11 protein-coding genes are annotated in these 19,684 nt (G+C 73.1%); 7 read left to right on the top strand and 4 right to left on the bottom strand.

Going from position 1 to position 19,684, the window contains the following annotated elements:
* Positions 1–3: 3 nt before the first annotated feature.
* Complete coding sequence (locus tag HTZ77_RS02130) at positions 4–5,595, top strand: WXG100-like domain-containing protein (RefSeq protein WP_175587686.1); 5,592 nt, start codon at positions 4–6, stop codon at positions 5,593–5,595.
* On the opposite strand, the gene HTZ77_RS02125 is transcribed toward HTZ77_RS02130, so the two are convergent.
* Together HTZ77_RS02125 and eccCa are read right to left on the bottom strand one after the other, a co-directional pair.
* Complete coding sequence (locus HTZ77_RS02125) at positions 5,553–7,958, bottom strand: WD40 repeat domain-containing protein (protein ID WP_175587685.1); 2,406 nt, start codon at positions 7,956–7,958, stop codon at positions 5,553–5,555. The genes HTZ77_RS02130 and HTZ77_RS02125 overlap by 43 nt on opposite strands.
* Positions 7,959–7,968: 10 nt before the next feature.
* The gene (gene eccCa / locus HTZ77_RS02120) at positions 7,969–11,949 is read right to left on the bottom strand and encodes a type VII secretion protein EccCa (protein WP_175587684.1); all 3,981 of its coding nucleotides are present in this window, start codon (positions 11,947–11,949) and stop codon (positions 7,969–7,971) included.
* A gap of 267 nt (positions 11,950–12,216) precedes the next feature.
* On the opposite strand from eccCa, the gene eccD reads away from it, so the two are divergent.
* The gene (gene eccD, locus HTZ77_RS02115) at positions 12,217–13,602 is read left to right on the top strand and encodes a type VII secretion integral membrane protein EccD (protein WP_175587683.1); all 1,386 of its coding nucleotides are present in this window, start codon (positions 12,217–12,219) and stop codon (positions 13,600–13,602) included.
* A gap of 44 nt (positions 13,603–13,646) precedes the next feature.
* Positions 13,647–14,090, top strand: coding sequence for a YbaB/EbfC family nucleoid-associated protein (locus tag HTZ77_RS02110; RefSeq protein ID WP_175587682.1), 444 nt, complete (start codon positions 13,647–13,649; stop codon positions 14,088–14,090).
* Between the two features lie 72 nt (positions 14,091–14,162).
* Here the strand turns inward: HTZ77_RS02110 and HTZ77_RS02105 are convergent, their stop codons facing one another.
* On the bottom strand, positions 14,163–14,885 hold the full coding sequence (locus tag HTZ77_RS02105) for a hypothetical protein (RefSeq protein WP_175587681.1): 723 nt from the start codon (positions 14,883–14,885) through the stop codon (positions 14,163–14,165).
* Positions 14,886–14,897: 12 nt separating this feature from the next.
* Complete coding sequence (locus HTZ77_RS02100; protein ID WP_175587680.1) at positions 14,898–16,697, bottom strand: hypothetical protein; 1,800 nt, start codon at positions 16,695–16,697, stop codon at positions 14,898–14,900.
* A 317-nt stretch (positions 16,698–17,014) separates the two neighbouring features.
* Between HTZ77_RS02100 and HTZ77_RS02095 the strand changes: the two genes are divergently transcribed.
* The 4 genes from HTZ77_RS02095 to HTZ77_RS02080 all read left to right on the top strand — a co-directional run bounded on the left by HTZ77_RS02095 (position 17,015) and on the right by HTZ77_RS02080 (position 19,684).
* On the top strand, positions 17,015–17,386 hold the full coding sequence (locus HTZ77_RS02095; protein WP_175587679.1) for a WXG100 family type VII secretion target: 372 nt from the start codon (positions 17,015–17,017) through the stop codon (positions 17,384–17,386).
* 26 nt (positions 17,387–17,412) lie between these two features.
* Positions 17,413–17,730: a WXG100 family type VII secretion target gene (locus HTZ77_RS02090; protein ID WP_175587678.1), complete on the top strand. Its 318-nt coding sequence runs from the start codon at positions 17,413–17,415 to the stop codon at positions 17,728–17,730.
* Positions 17,731–17,807: 77 nt separating this feature from the next.
* Complete coding sequence (locus tag HTZ77_RS02085) at positions 17,808–18,212, top strand: hypothetical protein (RefSeq protein ID WP_175587677.1); 405 nt, start codon at positions 17,808–17,810, stop codon at positions 18,210–18,212.
* Positions 18,212–19,684, top strand: a complete 1,473-nt coding sequence (locus tag HTZ77_RS02080; protein WP_175587676.1) for a WXG100 family type VII secretion target — start codon at positions 18,212–18,214, stop codon at positions 19,682–19,684. The genes HTZ77_RS02085 and HTZ77_RS02080 overlap by 1 nt, the downstream gene beginning before the upstream one ends.

The following is a 19,684-nucleotide window of genomic DNA, read 5'->3' as shown; positions in this document are numbered from 1 at the left end:
CGCATGTGGATCGACGGCATCCCGGTGCCGGCCTGGATCCGCCCGTGGGTGGGGTGGGTGCTGGGGACCGACTGGCCGAAGGGCGACGAGAACGCCCTGTTCCGGCTGGCCGACGCGTTGCTCGCCGCCGCGAAGGGCGTCGCGCGGGGGGCCGACGGCGACGGGGCCGGGCTGCTGCGGGGCATCGGCGACTCCTGGGACGGCGCCGCGCTGCGCGCCTTCGTCGCGCGGGTCCGGCGGGAGGTGGGCGGCCGGCGCGCCTCGCTGGTGTCCCGGCTGGTCGGGCTGGCCATCGCGTGCAACGACCTCGGGGTGCAGATCCAGTTCACCAAGCGGCTGATGCGCCTCACGGTGTTGCTGCTGGTGGTGCAGCTCGTGGCCCTGTCGCTGGCCCTGATGACCCCGGCGGGACGCCTGGCGCTGCGGCTGATGAAGCTGCGGGCCCAGGCCGCGCGGTGGACGGTCAAGCAGTTCGCCAGGCGGCTGCTGCTCAACATCGCGCTGTTCGGCGGCCTGATGGGCGGCCTCGACCTCCTGGTGCAGGCGACGCAGTCGAGGCGCGACGGCGTGGACTGGAAGCAGGTCGGCACGTCCGCGGGCATGGGCGCGCTGAACGGCGGGCTGATGACGGGCCTGGCCTGGGCGATGCCCGTACGGTCGCTGTGGACGCTGATGGCGCACTCCGCGCTGGCCGGCGGCGGGGCGACGCTGGTCTCCGAGCTCCTCGACGGCAGGGACGGCGTCGACTGGAAGCTCGTGCTGAAGGGCATGACCTCGGGCGCCGTCGGAGGCGCCGACGCCCACTGGGGGACCTGGAGCCCCGGGGGCGGCGTGAAGCACCTGGGGGGCGCCGCGAAGGCGATCGACGCGGACCTCGACGCGTCCCCGTCCCTCCCTTCCGGGCCGGAGCCCGCCCATCGCGGGGTGAAGGGGGACCCCCTCCCGCCCGGTGACCATCCCGCCGACGGAGAGTCGGGAGGAGCGCGAAGGCGGCCGGACGTCGACGTGCCCGCCGGAGAGCACTCCCGGCACACGGTCCTGGCGGACGCGCCGCAGGCCGGGCCGGACCGTGGAGGGCACGTCCAGACGGCCGACCGCGGCACGGTGGACGCGATGATCAACCGCGCCGTCCCGCACGACCCTCAGCCCACCCACGCCTCCTCCTCGGACACCCCCGCCCCGCACGCCGCCCGGCAGGGGGACGGCGGCCCGCCCGCGGGCTCGGTGCGCTTCGAGGACTCGGACACCACGTTCACCGGCCGCCGCACCGAAGCGGCGGCCTCCCACCATCCCGGCGAGCACGGTCAGGGGGCACGGGGCGACGACCCGGCCGTGGCGGCCGCCCAGCGGGAGCAGGCGGACGTCCCCGCGTCACCCCGTGCCGCCCGTGACGGCGTCCCGAATCCGATCGTCCGCCTTCCGGGCGGCGCCGTGGTCAGCCCGGACATGCGCCCTCCCCTCCTCCCCGTCCACACCGTGGAGGAACTGGCCCAGCTCCGGGGCGCCCAGGCCAACCGCATCGAGCCGCGCGAGGCTCTGCGGGCGAGCGAATGGGCCCACCTCCGCGAGGACGCCCCCGCGTACCGGGTGGAGGACCGTTCGGGCGTGAACCGGGACAACCGGTTCCCCGAGACGGAGGCGACGGCGCGCAAGAAGGCGGACCTCGACCGGTCGGCCGACGTGACGGTCCGCCGCATCGGCGTGCGCGCGGGTGGTGAGACGCGATGGGTCACCGAGGTCGAGGTCAAGGTCCGCTGGGTGGCCGGCCTCGGTGTCACGCACGCCAAGGCCCTGTACATGCAGGCGAGCGCGATGGACGGCGTCGACCTCTACTTCAACCACCAGCACCGGCTCTCGGACGGCAGCCAGCTCCACGTCAGGCTCACGTTCGAGCGGGCCGACGGCGCCAAGCCGGGCGCCGACGACGTGGTCACCTTCCTGGGGGGAGAGGGGCGCGCCACCCAGGTCACCTGGTACGCCGGTGACGCGCCGCACATCCAGGCGCACGAGCTGGGGCACCACCTCGGCCTGATGGACGAGTACCGCGACGCCCGCTACGCCGAACGCCGGACGCTGACGAGTGGCGGTCGCGCATTCGGCCCCAACCTCATGGCCGACGCGGCCGCCCCCCGCTGGGGCGACGGTGAGCTGATGGTCGACCACCTCGGTCACGAGGTGCCGCCGCTGGCCGGTCTGCGGGACCATCACCTGCAGCGCATCGAGGGCCTGTTGCGGCGGGCGGAGGCCGAGGGCCGGCGGGTGGACACGCCCGGGCATCGCGAGGGCGGGAGCGTCGGCGAGGCCGGTTACCGGGTGCGGGCCCACGAGTTCTCCCGCTCGGAGCACGTGGCCGACAACCTCGCCATACCGCCCCACCTGCGCGACCTGCTGCACCAGTACCCGCACCAGAACGGCGACCTGCTCGACCATTTGCGCGTGCTGGACCATGCCGACTGGCTCTTCGAGAACGGCGTCACCAGCTGGGACCAGATCGATTACGTCAGGAACCTGCACGAGGCCATGCGCACGATCTACGGAGCCGCTCCGGCCGACCTGAGGGTCAAGGACGTGGAGCGCGCGGTCCAGCTCTTCTACTACCTCGGCGCGGACCTCGACGGCCGCTCGATCCTCGAGGACGCCGCCACCGTCCTGGGGGACAGCGAGCCGGTCACGCCGCGCACGCTCGAAGGACTGGCCCGCCTGGCGGAGTGGAACAGCCACATGTACGGCACACCGCGGGCGCACGAGATCGGCCCGGAGGCGCTGCACAGGGCGGCGGCGGAGTTCTTCGCCAAGCCCCCCGGCCCCGAGCTCACGCGGCGGGCGGCCGAGCTGTTCGCCACGGCGGCCGAGCACTCCACGATGTTGTCCGACGGCAGGGTCGATCACGGGGTGATCACGCAGAAGCTCCGCGAGCTGCAGAACGGCCCGTGGTGGGGCCGGGCCATCGACGGCGAGGACTTCGGCCGGATGGTGGACCGGCTCTACGGCGTCGACAGCCGGCCGGGCGGCACCATGCCGTCCCCGGCACGGCCGGGCGGGCCGGACGAGCCGCACCCGTTCCCGCCCAACCACGAGATCGCCCCGAGGGAGCGGGCCGCCGTCGCCGCCATGCTCGACGACTGGGGAGCGCACCCCTTCGCGCTCGACCCCGAGCACGCCGTGGCGCCGTCCCGGTCGGAGGCCCAGCGCGCCCACGCCGACGTCCTGACGCTCCGGGCGGCCGATGCCGGGGCGTCCCGCGTCGAGCAGCGTCGCTTCGAGGGCTACGACGCCGCGGGTGAGCGCAGGCACATCACCGAGTACACGGTCCGGCTCCGGTTCGCCTGGCCCGACCTGTCGCCGCAGGAGATGCGGGCCTTCAACGCGCGCCTGCAGGAAGGGCTCGACCGGTACGTCAACGGCCGGCACCGCACGGCCGACGGGGACCAGCTCCACGTGCGCGTCCAGGTCGAACGGGCAGTGGGCCCCTGGATGGGCACGGTCGCTCGCGGAGACCACTCCACGGCGCGGGGACCGCTGGACTTCCGCACCGAGGCACCCGACCTCGTCCTGGTACAGCAGGTCGTCCGCCAGCTCGGCATGGAGCCGGTGAAGGCGCCCACCTGGCTCGACCCGGCATGGGCGGACCGGTCCGACCTCGTCCGGCATGACACGGAGACCGCTCACGCCGGTGTCCAGGACGGCTCCGCTCCCGAGCCCCGCGCCTCGGCCAACGACGCCGGGCCCCGCGCTCCGCTGGTCGCGGCGGGGGAGATGCGGGAGATCCTCCGGCAGGAGTACGCCTACGCCCTCGACCCGCGCAGGACGGTGAGCGAGCGTTCCATGGCGGAGGTGCGGCAGGACGTCGAGGCCCACGTCGTCACCCGCGACGCGGCGCACACGCTGGAGGTGCGCAGAATGCAGGCGCGCGCCGCGGACGGGCGGCTCCAGCGGGTCACCGAGTTCACGCTGACCCTGCGGTACGGCGCGCCGAAGGACCTGTCGCCCCAGGCGGCGCTGAAGCTCTTCTCCGACGTGCGCGATGCCGTCGACCTGCATTTCAACCATCAGCACCGGCTCCCGGTGGACCGTTCACAGCTCCACGTGCGCGTGCGGTTCGAGCGGGCCCCGGCCGGCGCCGGCAAGGGCGAGCGGGTGGAGCTCACACGCCGCGTTCCCGAGCGCTGGAAGACCTGGGCGGAGCAGCCGATGCTGGCCGAGCTGGCGCCGCTCCACCTCCACGCCCAGAAGATCGGGCAGCTGCTCGGCCTGGATCTGGAGTCCCTCGACCCGCGCATGCGCAAGACCACGCGGGTCCTGGACCTGGAGCAGCCGGCTCGCGACGGCAGCGTCATGGGTCCGGCCGTCGTGCAGTGGGCCCGCCCGGGCCGGGGCTGGGTCGGCGTGCACGACCTCCAGCGACTCGCCGTGCCCGAGCTCGCCGGACTGCGCGACCGCCACCTGTGGGCCCTGAACGAGCACCTCATCCGCGAGGACGTCCCCGAGCCGATGATTCCCCTGCACCGGCTGCCGCACGGCGAGCCCCTCGTGCCGACGCCCTGGAGCAGGACGGACCCGGAGCGCGGCATGGTGCCGAACCACATCCGGGTCCTGCTGAAGCGCTTCCCCGTGGACGGCTCGTGGCTGGAGCACGCCCGGCTGCTGGACCGCGTCGTGACCCTTTTCGGCGACAACCGCGTCGGCGACCGGCTCACCTTCAACCAGATCACGCCCGAGCACCTCCGCTACACCAGGGCGCTGGGCGACCTCGCCGCCGAGGTGTACGGCGCGCACCGCGACCACTCGTTCAACGCCGAGGAGCTGATCCGCCTGCACGGCCTGACGGTGTGGCTCGGCCGGGGCCCGTACGAGGCGCTCCCGGACGGCGGCTGGCTGCGGGACGCCGTGAACGAGCTGCTGGGCCGGCCGCCGGAGCAGCCGCTCACCGAGAAGGACGTCCACTTCCTCGGCGGGCTCGCCGGCCGTCACGACCGGACGCCCCTGGGGGTGCGGGAGGAGCGCTCGCCCGCCGCGCTGCTGGAGCGGGCCAAACAGGAGCTCGACCAGGCGCCGCTGACCGTCCGGGCCGCGCTCGACGACGCCGCCACGCCGCTGGAGCGTGCGGCGGCCCGGTGGGGCGACCGGGGCGAGGACGTCGTCGAGGCGGCGCCGCACGAGCTGCCGCCGGGAGAGACCCTGCGGGACGTGCTGCGCTCCGAGAGCGCCGACCCCGACGCCGTCGAGGCGTGGCTGCGCCGGGTCGCCGAGGTCGAGTACCCGGGAGCGAACGTCCGCGCCGAGCTGGGCGAGTGGAGCCTGAAGCGCGGCCGGCTCTACTTCTCCCTCGACTACCGTGCCGTGGAGGGCCCGGGGGCGCGGGGGCTTCCCCTGGCCAGGGCACAGTACGTCCTGTCGGTCACGACGGACGGGCGGCTGGTCGCCACGCACCACGCGCCCCGGCTCGCGCCGTCCGCCCGGCCGGTCGACGCCCAGCGCGTCAAGCTGGCGTGGACGCGGCGCAGCGAGATGCTGGACAACGCCTACATCGCGACGGGGGTCACCGAGATCCGCTATCCCGGGTACGACGTGGTCAGGCTGATCACTCCGCCCTGAGTGACCGCGTATGGGCCCGGGGACAGCGCCAGCGGGGTCTCCGCCAGCCGCGTCTCGGCGACCGGCTCCTCCTCCGGCATGCGCCACACCCGTACGGTGCCGTCGCCCGTGCCCGCCGCCAGGACTCCGGGGCCGAGGAAGCCCAGGCACCGGACCACGCCGGGGGCGCCGCCGAGCACGGCGACGTCGTCGCCGGTCACCGGATCGCGTACGGGGATCCGGCCGTCGTAGCTGCCCGAGGCGAGGACGGTGCGGCCGTCCGGGGCCTCGCCGAACGCCAGCGCGTACACGGGGAAGGGATGCCCGTGGGCGATCAGCAGCGGCTCGCCCGTCTCCGCGTCCCAGACCCGGACGACCCGGTCGTACCCGCTCGAAGCGATGACCCGTCTGCCGTTCACCCGGCCGGTGACGACGGCGGTGACGCCCGCCGTGTGGCCGAGCAGGCGGCGCAGCGGCCGTCCGGAGAGCACGTCCCAGGTCCGCACGGTCCCGTCCAGGCCGCCGGACACCAGCAGCCCTCCGTCGAGCACGAGCCCCGTCACGGGCCCGGAGTGCGGCGTGGGCACCACGGCCACTCCGCTCAGGGTGTCGTGGAGGCGCACGGCGCCGGAGGCGGTGCCGCAGACGATCGTCGTCCCGTCCAGCGCCAGAGCGGTGACACCGCCGTCCGTCCAGACCGCCTCGGTCGCGACGCCGCCGCCTGGCCCGTGCGCCTCCTCGGCGGCGGCGGGCGCACCGTCCGCGAGCCGCCAGACCCGCACGACTCCGTCCGGGAACCCCGCGACGACGCGTTCCCCCCGATGCCCGGCACTTCGGGCGACCGCCGTCGCCGGGGCCGTCGAGAGGACCGTCAGGGGCGTGCCGTCCGCCTCCCAGACCCGCACGCCGTCCCCCGCACTCACGACCCGGTCATCCGCACCCGCGGGTCGGTCATCCGCACCCGCGGGTCGGTCATCCGCACCCGCGGGTCGGTCGTCCGCGCTCAGCAGTCGGTGGTCGGCGGTGTCGCCGTCCAGCGCCGTGAGGCCGGCCGCCCACGCGCCCGCACGCCAGCGCGCCGTCGGCGCCGCCGCCCGCAGGTCCCAGACCACCACCTCGCCGTCCAGACCGCAGGAGGCCAGCGCCGCCCGTCCCCCCACCATGAGGAACGCCAGCCCGGTCACGCTCGCCCCGTGCCCGTCCAGGGTGCCCGCGGGCTCGCCGGTCACCGGGTCCCAGAGCCGGACGACCCGGTCCGAGCCTGCCGAGGCGACGAGCCCCTCCCGGGCGGCGACCGCGTTCACCCAGCCGTCGTGGCCGCCCAGAACCCGGAGGAGACGGCCGTCCGCCGCGTCCAGGAGGCGGACCACCCCGTCCTCCCCACCCGTGACCAGCAGCGTGCCATGGACGCAGGCGGCTGTGACCGCGCCCTCGTGGCCGTCCGGCACGGCGCCCAGGGAACCCTCGGCGTCCCAGACCCGCACCCGGCCGTCGTCGCCGCCCGTGTAGACGAGTCCGCCGCTCGCCGCCAGCGCCCTGACGGGGCCGCCGTGCCCGGTCGCGGCGTGCAGCCGCCGCCCGTCCGCGGTGTCCCAGACCCGGATGACGCCGTCGTCGCCGCCGGTGGCGACGAGGTCGCGGCCGCCCGTCGTGCCCAGCGCGAGGGCGTGGGCGGGCCTGTCCGTCACGGTGGCGCCGCCCAGCGGCTCCTCGTCCGGCAGGCCGTACAGGGCGAAGGCGACGCCCGGGCGGGACACGGCGTACGCGGGCCGCCCACCGGCCACGCCGAACGCGGCGGCGCCCGGCGCGCCGAAGCGCCCGCTCACCGGGACGCCCGACGACGCCCCGGCCCCACCGGGCGGCGCGGCGGCGGCAGGCTCAGGTGAGGAGTCAGCGGAGTCAGGAGAGGAGTCAGCGGAGTCAGGAGAGGAGGCGGCGGGGTCGGGTGAGGAGGCAGCGGGGTCCGGGGCGCGGCGGCGGACCAGTGGGGGCAGCTCGTCCGGTACGCCCGCCCCCCGCTCGCCCAGCGCGTCGCCGCCGACCTGCCGCACCAGCGCGTCCAGGATCCGCAGCGCGCCCCCGAGCCCGGCCGCCCCGCCGCCCGGCCAGGGCACCACCAGCGTGCCCGCCGATTCCGTCCCGGTGACCGTGATCTCGCACAGCGGGCCGCCCGGCACCGGCGGCTCCGGGGCCGCGTCCGGGAAGCCCGCCTCGCGCAGCGCGTCCAGCAGCCACGGCCACACCGCCGGGTCCGGCTCGGCCGTCCAGCCCCGCACCCCGGCGGCCGTCTCGTGCCGGAGCCGGACGACGCCCTCCGGCCCGGCCGTCAGCTCGACCAGGCCGGGGAAGGACGGCCCCGCCACCCGGTAACGCACCTCCGACATGGCGGCCAACCTACTCGGACGGCTCCAGGTAGGCGGTCTGGACGAGCCGCGCGCCGAACCGGCGGTCCACGTAGAAGCCGCGGCCCTGCGGCAGCGGCTGCGGCCGGACGTTGCCGAACAGCGCACCCTCGTCCTTGTTGCCGGACATGATCAGCGCCGGGGAGGCCATCTCCTTCATCCGCTGCACCGCCGAGTCGTACAGGGCCCGGCTGGCGCCGCCCATCTGGCGGGCGAGGATCAGGTGCAGGCCGATGTCGCGGGCCTGCGGCAGCAGGTCGGCCAGCCCCTGCAGCGGGCTGGTCGACGAGGTCGCGACGAGGTCGTAGTCGTCGACGACGATGTACAGGTCGGACCCCTCCCACCAGCTCCGGGAGCGAAGCTGCTCGGGCGTCAGGTCGGCGGGCGGCAGCCGCTTGAGCAGGGCGCTGCGGGCGTCGTTGACGAGGTCCGTCGCGGCCTTGCTGGAGGCGGCGTAACCGATGCGGTGGTCGGTGACCGCCGTGTCGAGCAGCGACCGGCGGTAGTCGATCACGATCATCATGGCCTCCCTGGGCGTCTTGCGCGCGACCAGGCCCTCCATGATCAGCTTCAGCACGTTGCTCTTGCCGCACTCGGTGTCGCCGAACACCACGAAGTGCGGGTCGGTGTCGAAGTCGAGCAGCACCGGCGACAGCGACGCCTCGTCGATGCCGAGCGCGATCCGGCCCGGCCCGGTCTCGTCCGGTCCGGGCAGGGACGCGGCGGGCAGCAGCGACGGCAGCAGGCGCACCGGAGGGGCCTGCGGGCCCTGCCAGGAGGCGCTGATGATGTCCACGAGCGACCGCACGCCGTCGGCCAGGTCGTCGGTGACGCGGACACCGTCGATGCGCGGCAGCGCCGACAGGAAGTGCATGCCCTCCTTGGTCAGGCCGCGGCCCGGGGTGCCCTCGGGCACGGCCAGCGCGGCCTTGCGGTTGACCTCCGACTCGTACGCGTCACCGAGCTTGAACTCCAGCCGCGTGCCGAACAGGTCACGGATGCTGGCCCGGAACTCCGACCACTTGTTGGTGGAGGCGATCACGTGGATGCCGTAGCCGAGGCCGCGGGCGGCCAGGTCGGTGATCACGGCCTCCAGGCCCTCGAACTCCTGGCGGATCGTCAGCCAGCCGTCGACCACCAGGAACACGTCGCCCCAGCCGTCGCCCTCGATGGTGCCGTCGGCGACCTGCCGCCGGTAGGTGATCATCGAGTCGATGCCCCGCTCGGTGAAGTCGCGCTCGCGCCGCTGAAGCAGGCCGGAGACCTCGGCGACGGTCCGGCGGACCCGCTCGGCGTCGAGGCGGCTGGCCACGCCGCCGACATGCGGGAGTCCCTCCAGCGAGCCGAGCGTGCCGCCGCCGAAGTCGAGGCAGTAGAACTGCACCTCGCGCGGCGTGTGGGTGAGCGCCATGCTGGTGATCAGGGTGCGGATCGTGTTGCTCTTGCCGCTCTGGGTGCCGCCGGCGACGCCGACGTGGCCCGCCGCGCCCGACAGGTCCAGCCAGTACGGGTCGCGCCGCTGCTCGAACGGCTTGTCGATGATGCCGACGACGGCGTGCAGGCGGCCCCGGCCGTCCCAGCCCGGCGTGGACAGGCCCAGCTCGGGGGTGACGGACAGCGGCGGCAGCAGGTGCGCGAGGGTGGGCGGCTCGCCGAGCGGCGGCAGCCAGATCGGGTGGGCGGCCGGGCCCTGATCGGCCAGCCGCTCCACGACGATGTCGAGCAGGCTGCGCTGCGGCCCCTTCTCCTCGGCCGGCGCCACCTCCTTCGCGGGCTGCTCGACCACGGGGATCGGCACGTGGCCGGGGCCGTACTCGACGATCTGGGTCTGCAGCACGGAGCCGGCGTCGGCCGGGACGTGGCGGGGGTCGGCCTGGTAGGGCCCGGACACGTACGCGGCCTTGAACCGGGTCATGCCGGTCGTGTCGAACTTGAGGAAGCCGTTGCCGGGCGCCGGCGGCAGCTCGTAGGCGTCGGCCACGCCCAGCACGACGCGGCTCTCCATCGCGGAGAACGTGCGCAGGCCGATGCGGTACGACAGGTGGGTGTCGAGGCCGCGCAGGCGGCCCTCCTCCAGCCGCTGCGAGGCGAGCAGCAGGTGTACGCCGAGCGAGCGGCCGAGCCGGCCGATCATCACGAACAGCTCGATGAACTCCGGCTTGGCCGTCAGCAGCTCGCTGAACTCGTCCAGCACCACGAACAGCGTCGGCAGCGGCGCCAGCTCGGCGCCCTGCTCGCGGGCCCGCTCGTAGTCGCGCAGCGAGGCGTAGTTGCCGGCCGCCCGCAGCAGCTCCTGGCGGCGCACCATCTCGCCGTGCAGCGCGTCGTGCATACGGTCGACCAGGGGGAGCTCGTCCTCCAGGTTGGTGATGACCGCGGAGACGTGGGAGAGCGACTCCAGGCCGAGGAACGTGGCGCCGCCCTTGAAGTCGACGAGGACGAAGTTGAGGATCTCGGAGGAGTGGGTGACGGCCAGGCCGAGCACCAGCGTGCGCAGCAGCTCGCTCTTGCCGGAGCCGGTGGCGCCGATGACCAGGCCGTGCGGGCCCATGCCGCCCTGCGCCGACTCCTTGATGTCCAGCTCGACGACGCGGCCGTCGGCGCCGAGGCCGATGGGCACGCGCAGCCGGTTGCGGCCGGCTCGCGGCCGCCAGCTCAGCGCCGTGTCGAGGCGCAGAGGGTCGCCGATGCCGAGCAGGTCGGTCAGCGTGGTGTTGGCCGCGAGCACGTCCTCCGGCTCGCCGGCGTTGTTGGCCGAGGCGCGCAGCGGGGCGAGCTGCCTGGCCAGGCCCTCGGCGCGCAGGTAGTCGAGCTGGTCGGCGTCGCCGAGGCGGGTCTTGGTCTCCTTGCCGGTGTGGTCGATCTTGACCATGTGGAACCCGTCGGGCTGCACGTCCAGCCGCAGGGTGCTCTTCTCCTCGACCGCGCCGGTGTTGCCGGACAGGTCGAGCACCGTGACGCCCTGGATGGCGTCCGTGCCGAGCTGCGAGTCGTGCGGCACGTGCCCGCCGTCCACGATGAGCACGTGGTACGGCAACGAGTCACCGGCCGAGCCGGGCCGGAACCGGGCGCGCTCCTTCAGCTCGTTGCCCACGAGGCGGTCCAGCTCGCCGAGGTTCTCGGCCATGAGCCGGACCTGGCCGGCGCCGTCCATCTCGTCGGGGTGCAGCGCGTGCGGCAGCCACTTGATCCACTCCCAGTGGGCCATCCACTCCTGGTCGGCGCACACCATGACGCGCAGGTCGTCCGGCGAGTGGAACACCGCCATCTGGCCGACCATGGCCCGCACCATGTCGCGCACCGCCACCGGGTCGCCGGTGATCCTGATCCGGGCGAACGAGCCGAGCGCGACGGCCACGGGCAGCCGTGCCACCGTGGCGTGCGCCCGCACGAACCTGCGCAGCGCGCCGGCCGACAGGGCGTCGAGGTCCTCGACGGGCTTGGAGTCCGGCGGGATGAGCTGGATGGCCAGCTTCTGCACGCCCGTGCCGAGCCGTACCGTGCTGAAGTCGTCGTCGCGGGGGCGGCGCTCCCACAGGCGGGGGCCCATCGCGATCCACCACAGCGCGTCGGGCTCGGGGCCGCTCCACTCCAGCGCCTCGCGCTGCTGCTTGGCGGCCCGCCTGACCTTGGAGCGCACCTGCGACAGGTAACGGAAGAAGTCGCGGCGGGAGCCGTTGAGCCGGTACCTGCGCTCGCCGGCCTGCCGGCCCATCTGGCCGATCGTCATGCCGACCATGGACACCGCGAACATGCCGCTGGCCACGTACATGATGGGGTTGGAGTTGCCGCCCGCCGTGAACATCAGCGCCATCGCCGCGCCGCCCGCCAGCATGGGCAGGTACGTGAGCACGATCATGAACCCCTGCCCCTGCACCTCCGGGATCTCCGGCGGCGACTCCAGCAGGATCTCTCCGCGGGGTGGTTTGGGGCTCGGGCGCCGCTCGGGACGCCTTACTACGACGATGCTCACCGTGAGACGGTCCTCCGTATCGGTTGGTGCCCTTCTTACCAGAAGGGACCCAGTATGTTCTCTGTTGTCCATGGCGTTCGTGGGACGGAGTGACGACACATGGGACCTATGGTCCATGGACCGGCCGTATCGGGGCCGATCCCGCACGGCCCGCCGGCGGGGCCTCCCGGCCCACCCGGGCCGCCGTATCCACCTGGGCCCCCGCATCTGCCGGGACCGCCGCAGGGGCCCTTCCAGGGGCCGATCCGGCAGGGCGCGCTCGCGCAGGTGCCCGTGCCGCTGCCGCCGCTGTGCCACGTGACGATCGTGGGGCCGAAGAAGAAGGCCGACCTGGCGCTGCCCGCCGACATCCCCCTCCCGCACGTGCTGCCGAACCTGCTGCGCGCGCTCGACGAGGTGGGCGGCGACGCGGCGGCGGCCCCCGGCTGGACCCTCCAGCGGCTCGGCGGCGCCCCCCTCGACCTCGGCCAGAGCCTCGGCGAGCTCGGCATCCTCGACGGCGAGGTGCTCTACCTGCGCCCGCGGGAGGCGATCCTCCCGCCCGCGCTGTTCGACGACGTGGCCGACGTGGTCGCGACCGGCGTGAAGAACGCGGCCGGCCCCTGGACCAACCGGCACACCAGGCTCGCGGGCGCCACCGGCGCCCTCGGCGTGCTGGTCGCCGGCGCGATCGCGCTCATGACCTCGGGGGCGCCGGCGCTGGTCGGCACGGTGGTCGCCGGGGTGCTCTCCGTCGTGCTGCTGGCGACGGGCGCGGTGCTGTCCAGGGCGGTCGGCGACTCGCTCGCGGGCGCGCTCATCGGTCACGCCGCGCTGCCGTACGGCTTCCTGGCCGGGCTGTTCGCCCCGGCGAGCGGGGGCGTGCTGGCGAGCGTCGGCGCGCCGCACGCGCTGGCCGCGTTCGCCTGCACCGCGCTGGTCGCGACGATCGGCGGCGTGCTCATCTCGGACGGCGTGCCGGGCTTCCTCGGCACGTCCATCGCCTCGGCCGCCGGGGCCGTCGGCGCGGCCGTGATCATGGTGTTCGCCGCGCCGCCCGCGGGCGTGGCCGCCGTGGAGATCTCGGTGCTGCTGGCGCTCAGCCCGCTCGTGCCGACATTGTCGTTCCGCCTGGCCAAGGTGCCTCTGCCGGCCATGCCCACGACGGCCGAGGAGCTGCGCAGCGACAACCAGCGGCTCGACAGCGCGGGCATCCAGGAGCGGACCGCGATCGCCCAGCGCTACGCGACCGGGATGATCATCGCCATCGCGCTGACGTCGCTGGTCACGATGGCGCTGCTGTCCACCGACGACGGCTGGATCGCCGACCTGATGATCGGCACGCTCGGGCTGACGCTCATCATGCGGGCGCGGATCTTCCGCGGGGTCCGGCAGCGGCTGTGGCTCATCATGACGGGGCTGGCGGCCTTCGGCGTGCTCGCCTTCACGCTCGGCTCCGGCTCGGGCGTGATCGGGGCCGTGGTCGTGGCGATCGGCGCGCTGTGGCTGGGCCTGATGGCCGTCGGGATCGGCCTGTTCCTGCCCTCGGGCAAGCCGTCGCCGTTCTGGGGGCGCGCGGGCGACATCCTGGACGTGGTGCTCATCGTGGAGCTCTTCCCGCTCGCGCTCGGGGTTCTTGAGGTCTATTCGTGGGTGCGCGGATTGTCTGGCTGATAGGTTGCTGCGCGATTTAACTGTGATGCGAAGGTGGAGCGGTAATGCAGGAATTCGGAGACTTCGCGAACATCGACATCGACAAGCTGCTCAAGGGGGCTGACGAGCAGTTCGCCCGGATCGAGGAGCTCCAGACGTCCATGTCCACGATCGTCGGTCGCGGGCAGGACGAGGACGGCCTGGTGACGGTCGAGTACGGCAGCGAGGGACTGCGTGATCTCCATCTCCACCCCAAGGCGATGCGGCTGTCCTCGGGAGAGCTGGCCGACCTGATCAAGGTGGTCCTGCGGGACGCGGCCGCCGACCTGCAGACCCAGATCAGCGGCGCCATGTCGGAGGCGTTCGGCGAGGACGACAACCCGATGAAGTTCGTCAACAATCCCGACGAGGCGCTCAACAAGATCAAGGAGGCGGAGGCGGCGTACAACCGGACGTTCGAGGACGTCATGGGCGAGCTCGACCGCATCCGCCGCCGCCTCGACCTCTGACCCGCCGGGCTCCAGCGATCGGGAGCCCGGCGGCTCCGCGCGGGTCGGGGGCGGCCGCGCGGGCCGGCGGCCTCAGGCGTCGCCGAGCGGCTTGCCCTTCTTGTCCGTCGTGGGCAGGTCCGGGATGTACACCTGCTCGAACTCGGGGACCTTGTCGACGGGATGCGCGGCGGCGCGCAGCGCCGACATCGAGTGCTGCGCCAGAACGGCCTTGAGTGCCATGGCCACGGTCGCCGCCGTGATGTAGACCTTCACGTTCTTGCCCACGGCGCCCCTCACCGCCGCCAGCAGCGCGTTGCCCGAGGCCACGGTTGTGATCTCCGAGGCCACCGCGGCCGGCCCCAGGATCTTCCCCGCGCTGTTGGCCCAGGCCACCAACAGCATGATGCCCCCGGTCGTGACGCACCCGACGGCACCGCCCATCGACCAGGCGGCCAGCGATTTCAAGATGTCCTGCAGGGTGTCGAAGATCTCCTTGACCTCGGTGGCGTCCGCGTCGAACTTCGAGGCCGTCGTGTTGGCCTCCTCGCGGCCCATCTTCTCCCAGTCGTCCTTGCTGACGCCGTGGATGACGGTCTTGAGACTCCCGCCGGCGACCTCCACGTCGACGGCCATGGTCCCGCAGTTGACGGCCTCGTCCCAGATGTCGCTCGGACTGGAGAACAGGGTGCCCCAGGAAGTGGCGAGGTACCGGGCGATCATCTTGAGGATGGGGTTGGTGGCTATGCCCGCCGCGGCCACGCTCGAGGCGATCCCGGAGGTGTAGAGGGTCGTACCACTGGCGTAGAGGTCCATGTTCGTCCCGGCTCACTTCTTCTTCGCGTCGCTCGCGTCGTCGGCGCTACGAATGACCGCGGCGCCGGACCTGAGCTGTTCACGGTGAATGTCCAGTTGCTTCTTGGCGTTCTTCAGGTAGTCGGCGGCGGTGGTGCGGGCGTCGTCGTAGGCCAGGCCGTACGTGAAGTGCCCGGCCACACCGAAGCCGGGGTAGCCGAGGCCGCCGTTGCGGACCTTGTGCTCGGCCTGCCCCATCCTGTCGGCTGGCGTGTCACCGTTGCCGTCCTTGGTGGAGCCCACCTTGTCGCCGAGCTGCTCCAGCTTCTCGGGGACGGCATTGCGCCAGCCACCACCGACGCCGCCCTCCGTGAGGCGCTGCTCCCGGCTGTTCTTGTGTTGGTCACCGGCGCTGCCGCCACCGCCGGCGCCGCCGGTCCCGCCGCCGGTCCCACCGCCGCCGGTGCCGGTGCCGTCCCCTCCTCCGCCGGTGCCGCCACCGCCCAGGCCGGCGCCCTTGTCACCGTCGCCGCCGCCACCGCCACCGGTGCCGCCACCAGTGCCGCCGCCGGGAAGACCGCCCAAGCCGCCGCCGGTGGGGTCTTCGGCGCCAGGGGTCGTACCGGTGCCGTCGCCCGTGCCCGTGCCGGTACCGGTGCCTGTGCCGTCGCCCGTTCCGGTGCCGGTGCCGGTGCCGGTGCCGTCGCCCGTTCCGGGGCCGGTGCCTGTACCGGTTCCGTCTCCGGTGCCGGTGCCTGTTCCCGTGCCGTCGCCCGTTCCGGTGCCGGTCCCGTCGCCAGTGCCCGTTCCGGTGCCGTCGCCCGTTCCGGTGCCTGTGCCGTCGCCAGTGCCAGTGCCTGTGCCGTCACCTGTGCCAGTGCCGGTCCCGTCCCCGGTCCCTGTGCCGTCCCCGGTGCCCGTCCCTGTGCCGTCGCCGGTCCCGGTGCCAGGGTCGCCGTTCCCGGGATCGCCGGTGCCCTGGTCCCCCGTGCCGCCGGTGCCGTCCTGGCCGGAGTCGCCCTGGCCGTTGTCGCCCGATCCGTCGTTCTGCGACCCGTCGTTCTGCGACCCGTCGCCCTGGGAGCCGTCGCCCTGGGAGCCGTCGTCCTGCCCGTTCGAGTCGCCCTGCTCGTCGCCGGTGTCGTCGCCGTCCTTGCCGTCGGACACCGGGTCAGTGGCCTCCTCCACGGGCGCGTCCGGGCCTTCGGGGTCCAGCGGGTCCACGGCCTGGTTGTCGTCCGTCCCGAGGTCCGGGTCGTCCTGGGCGTCGGACGGCTCCCACTGCGGGTCGCCCACGGCGGCCTGCGGGTCCACGGAGCCGGGCTCGGTGTCGACCGGCTCGTCGCCGCCGTTCTGGGAGTCGCCCTGGCCACCGCTGTCGTCCCGGCCGGCGCCGTCCTGACCGCCCGTGTCGTCGCGGCCACCGGTGCCGCTCCGGACGACGGTCCCGTCGTCGAGGATGACCTCCAGGTTCGCGTCCGGCCCGTTGACGCCCCAGCCGATCCCGTCGTCGCCCGTGCCCGCGTCACCCGTGCCGGCCTCGCCCTCCGGCACGCCGTACCTGCCGTCGTCGTCTCCGGGGCCGCCATGGTCACCACCGTGACCGCCATGGCCCCCATGCCCCTCATGACCACCGTGGCCGCCAGGACCGTCATGGCCGCCGGGCCAGTCGTGGTGTCCGGGCTCGCGCGGCCCCCCGGGCTCGCCGGGACCGCCAGGTCGCCCGCGCGGGTCGGGCTCGCCGACCGCGATCCCGGCCGCGCCAGGAGGCGGGCTGCTCCAGTTGAGCAGGCTCTCGATGCTCGGCCGATCCCCGCCCGTGACCTCAGTCACCGATGCCCCTCCAACCACGCTGGTCAAACGGCGAAACGTTGGAAAAGCCTAGCCGCGTGATCGGCGAACCGTACAGACAACAACCTTTACCGCGTGTAGCCACCAAAGCCTCTTCAAGGCAGTCAGGAAAACGCATCGCGCCTACCAGGGCGTTTCCCGAAAAGTCGCCCTTCCGTGATCTTTCTGTTATGTTAAGTCTCTGTTATTTATGGGGCGCGTGGTAGCTAACATGCCCTTTGATGATGTTTTGCGGGGATCATCGGGTCGCGCGACCCGGGGTGCCGCGACAGATCACGCCCTGCTGACATGGAGGTCCAATGGCGGACATCGACGCCGCTCTGGCGGCAACCAGCCCGACGTCCCTCAAGAAGGCGGCGGGCTACTGCCAGACCACTGCCCAGTACATCGAAGGCCAGCGCCGACGTGTCCAGGACATCAAGGCCTACATCATGGCCAACTGGGAGTCCAACGCCGCCAGGGCTTTCGGCCGGGCGCTCGACCAGTGGGACATCGAGTTCAACCAGGTCATCAAGATTCTCGAGGGCATCTACGACAAGCTCAACATCGGTGCGGGTGTGTACGCCAACGCCGCCGAGCACGACATGGACCTCGTCCACGGCCTGATGCAGACCGGCCAGAGCGGCGGCATCGACTCGCTCATCAACGCGAACACGCCGGCTGCCCGCTAAGCGCCTGAACGACACGGAGGATCATCATGCCGAACCCGAACGACTACCTCGACGACCGCGTAAAGATCCACTTCGGCAACATGGACCTCGCGTACGAGGACCTGAAGAAAGTCATCACCGAGCTCGACAAGGCCACGGACGACCTCTACCAGGACCTCCACAACGAGCTCCACGAGATCTGGGTCGGCGGCGCCCGCACCTGGTTCGAGGACAAGAAGCGCGAGTGGAACGAGCACGAGGTCCGCATGGGCGAGCAGCTCTTCAACGCGGCCCAGGTGGTCCAGATCGCCAACGGCAACTACAAGAACGCCGAGAAGCGCAACATCGCGATCTGGTCTGACTGACGCCGCACGCGGCAGCCGTTCTCTCTCTCGGTCATCGCGTGGCGCGGTGGCCGAGTTCGCTCGTCTAGGGGGTTGGGATGACCCAGAAGGACGCGATTGACGGGGGTACCGATCCCCTGTACATCGATCCTGATCTCTTCGATGGCGGCGGGGCGCGGGAGCACTCGCCCTCCGCGATGCGGAAGATCGCCGAGGAGCTGAAGACCGCCATCAGCGCCCTGGAGGGCTCCGGCTCGGCCAAGGGGGGCGCGACCGGCTCGGTCAATGCCATCCTCGACCACTGCCAGCTCACCGAGGCGCAGATCGGCACCTGGCACGACGCCAGTGCCTTCGCGTCCACGGTCGGCAAGAACAGCGGCGGGCAGAAGTTCGCCGACGTGTACAAGCAGTACATCCAGGCCCTCAAGGACGTCGTCGCGGCCATCGAGGCGAACGCCGCCAACCATGGCGCCGCCGACGTCGCCACCGAAGGCGGTAAGTGATGGCCGAGCGCAAGACGGGCCGGCAGGTCGTCGTCATCCTGTCCTTCGACAAGATGCCCGAGGGCGGCACGGTCAACGCGTCCAAGGACGAGATCCTGCAACTGCTGAACAAGACGCAGCCGTCGCAGATCGAGGACGCGGGCTTCGCGTACGAGAAGGCGGCCAGCGCCGTCGAGAGCAGCATGAAGACGCTGGAGGAGCACGCCGGCAAGATTCTCCAGGTCTGGAAGGGCGCCGACGCCACCAAGGCCAAGCACGCCATCCAGATGATGCACGCCACCGGCGGCGAGCTGGCCACCAAGCTGGAGATGATGGGCTCGGCGCTGCGCCAGTACGCCGGCTACATCCCCGAGACCATCTCCAAGGTCGAGGGCATCAAGGCCACGGAGGAGAACGGCGGCGGCGGCACGTACGGCGACGCCGAGACCAAGACCGCGGCCGAGGCGGCGGCCAAGAAGGCGGCCGAGGACCGCGAGGCCCAGCAGGCCATGCGGGACCTCAACAAGAAGATCGTCGACCTGTACACCCTCCAGGTGCCGCACGACGTCTCCTACGAGCTGCCCGCCGTGGCGGTCCCCGGCGGCACGGGCTCGTACGCCACCCCCAAGTACCCGACGAGCGTCGGCGGCATCGACGGCGGCGGCAACGGCGGTTCGGGCGGCGGCTCCGGCTACGACGGGACCGGCGGCTCCACCGGGACCGGCGGCACCGGCCACACGGGCGGCTCGGGCGGCACCGGCGGCACCGGCCACACGGGTGGCTCCGGCGGCCACGGCGGCTCGACCGGCGACCACGGCGGCACCGGGGGAACCGGTGGCACCGGCCACACAGGCGGCTCCGACGGCACGGGCGGCACGGGTGGCAAGGACGGCTCCGACGGCGGCACGGGGACGGGCACCGGCGACGGCTCCACCGACGGGCAGAACCCCGGCGGCCCGAACGGCCAGACCCCGGGCGGCCCGGACGGGCAGACCCCCGGCACGCACGACCCCGGCTCCACCTCCGGCAGCCGGGACGGCACCACCCCGCCGGTCCTCGGCCGTGACGACACCCCGTCACGCCAGACCCAGATGGAGAGCTACCAGCCGACCAACACGCTGACCACGCCCACCACCACCGGCTGGTCGCCGACGACCACGACGTACTCCAACCCGTTCACCACGCCCACCACGACGGTCGGGCCCCTGAACACGGTCACCCCCACGGGCGGCACGCCGTACGTGCCGTCGGTGCTGGGCAACCCGCACGGCGGCGCGGGCTCGGTGGCGGGAGAGGTGCTCCCGGCCGGCTCGTTGCGCGGGTCCGCGACCAGCGGCTCGACCGGCATGCCCGTCGCGCCGCTCCTCGGCGGCGGCGCGGGCGGTCAGGACGGCGAGGAGCTGCCGCGGAACTACTACCTCGCGCAGGACTGGGACGTCGCTGGGGTGCATGGCTTGCCCGGCGGGGTCCTCGGAGGACAGGAGCAGGTGTAG

Source organism: Nonomuraea montanisoli, from assembly GCF_013363975.1.
Classification (GTDB): domain Bacteria; phylum Actinomycetota; class Actinomycetes; order Streptosporangiales; family Streptosporangiaceae; genus Nonomuraea; species Nonomuraea montanisoli.
This window is presented reverse-complemented; position numbering and strand designations above follow the sequence as displayed.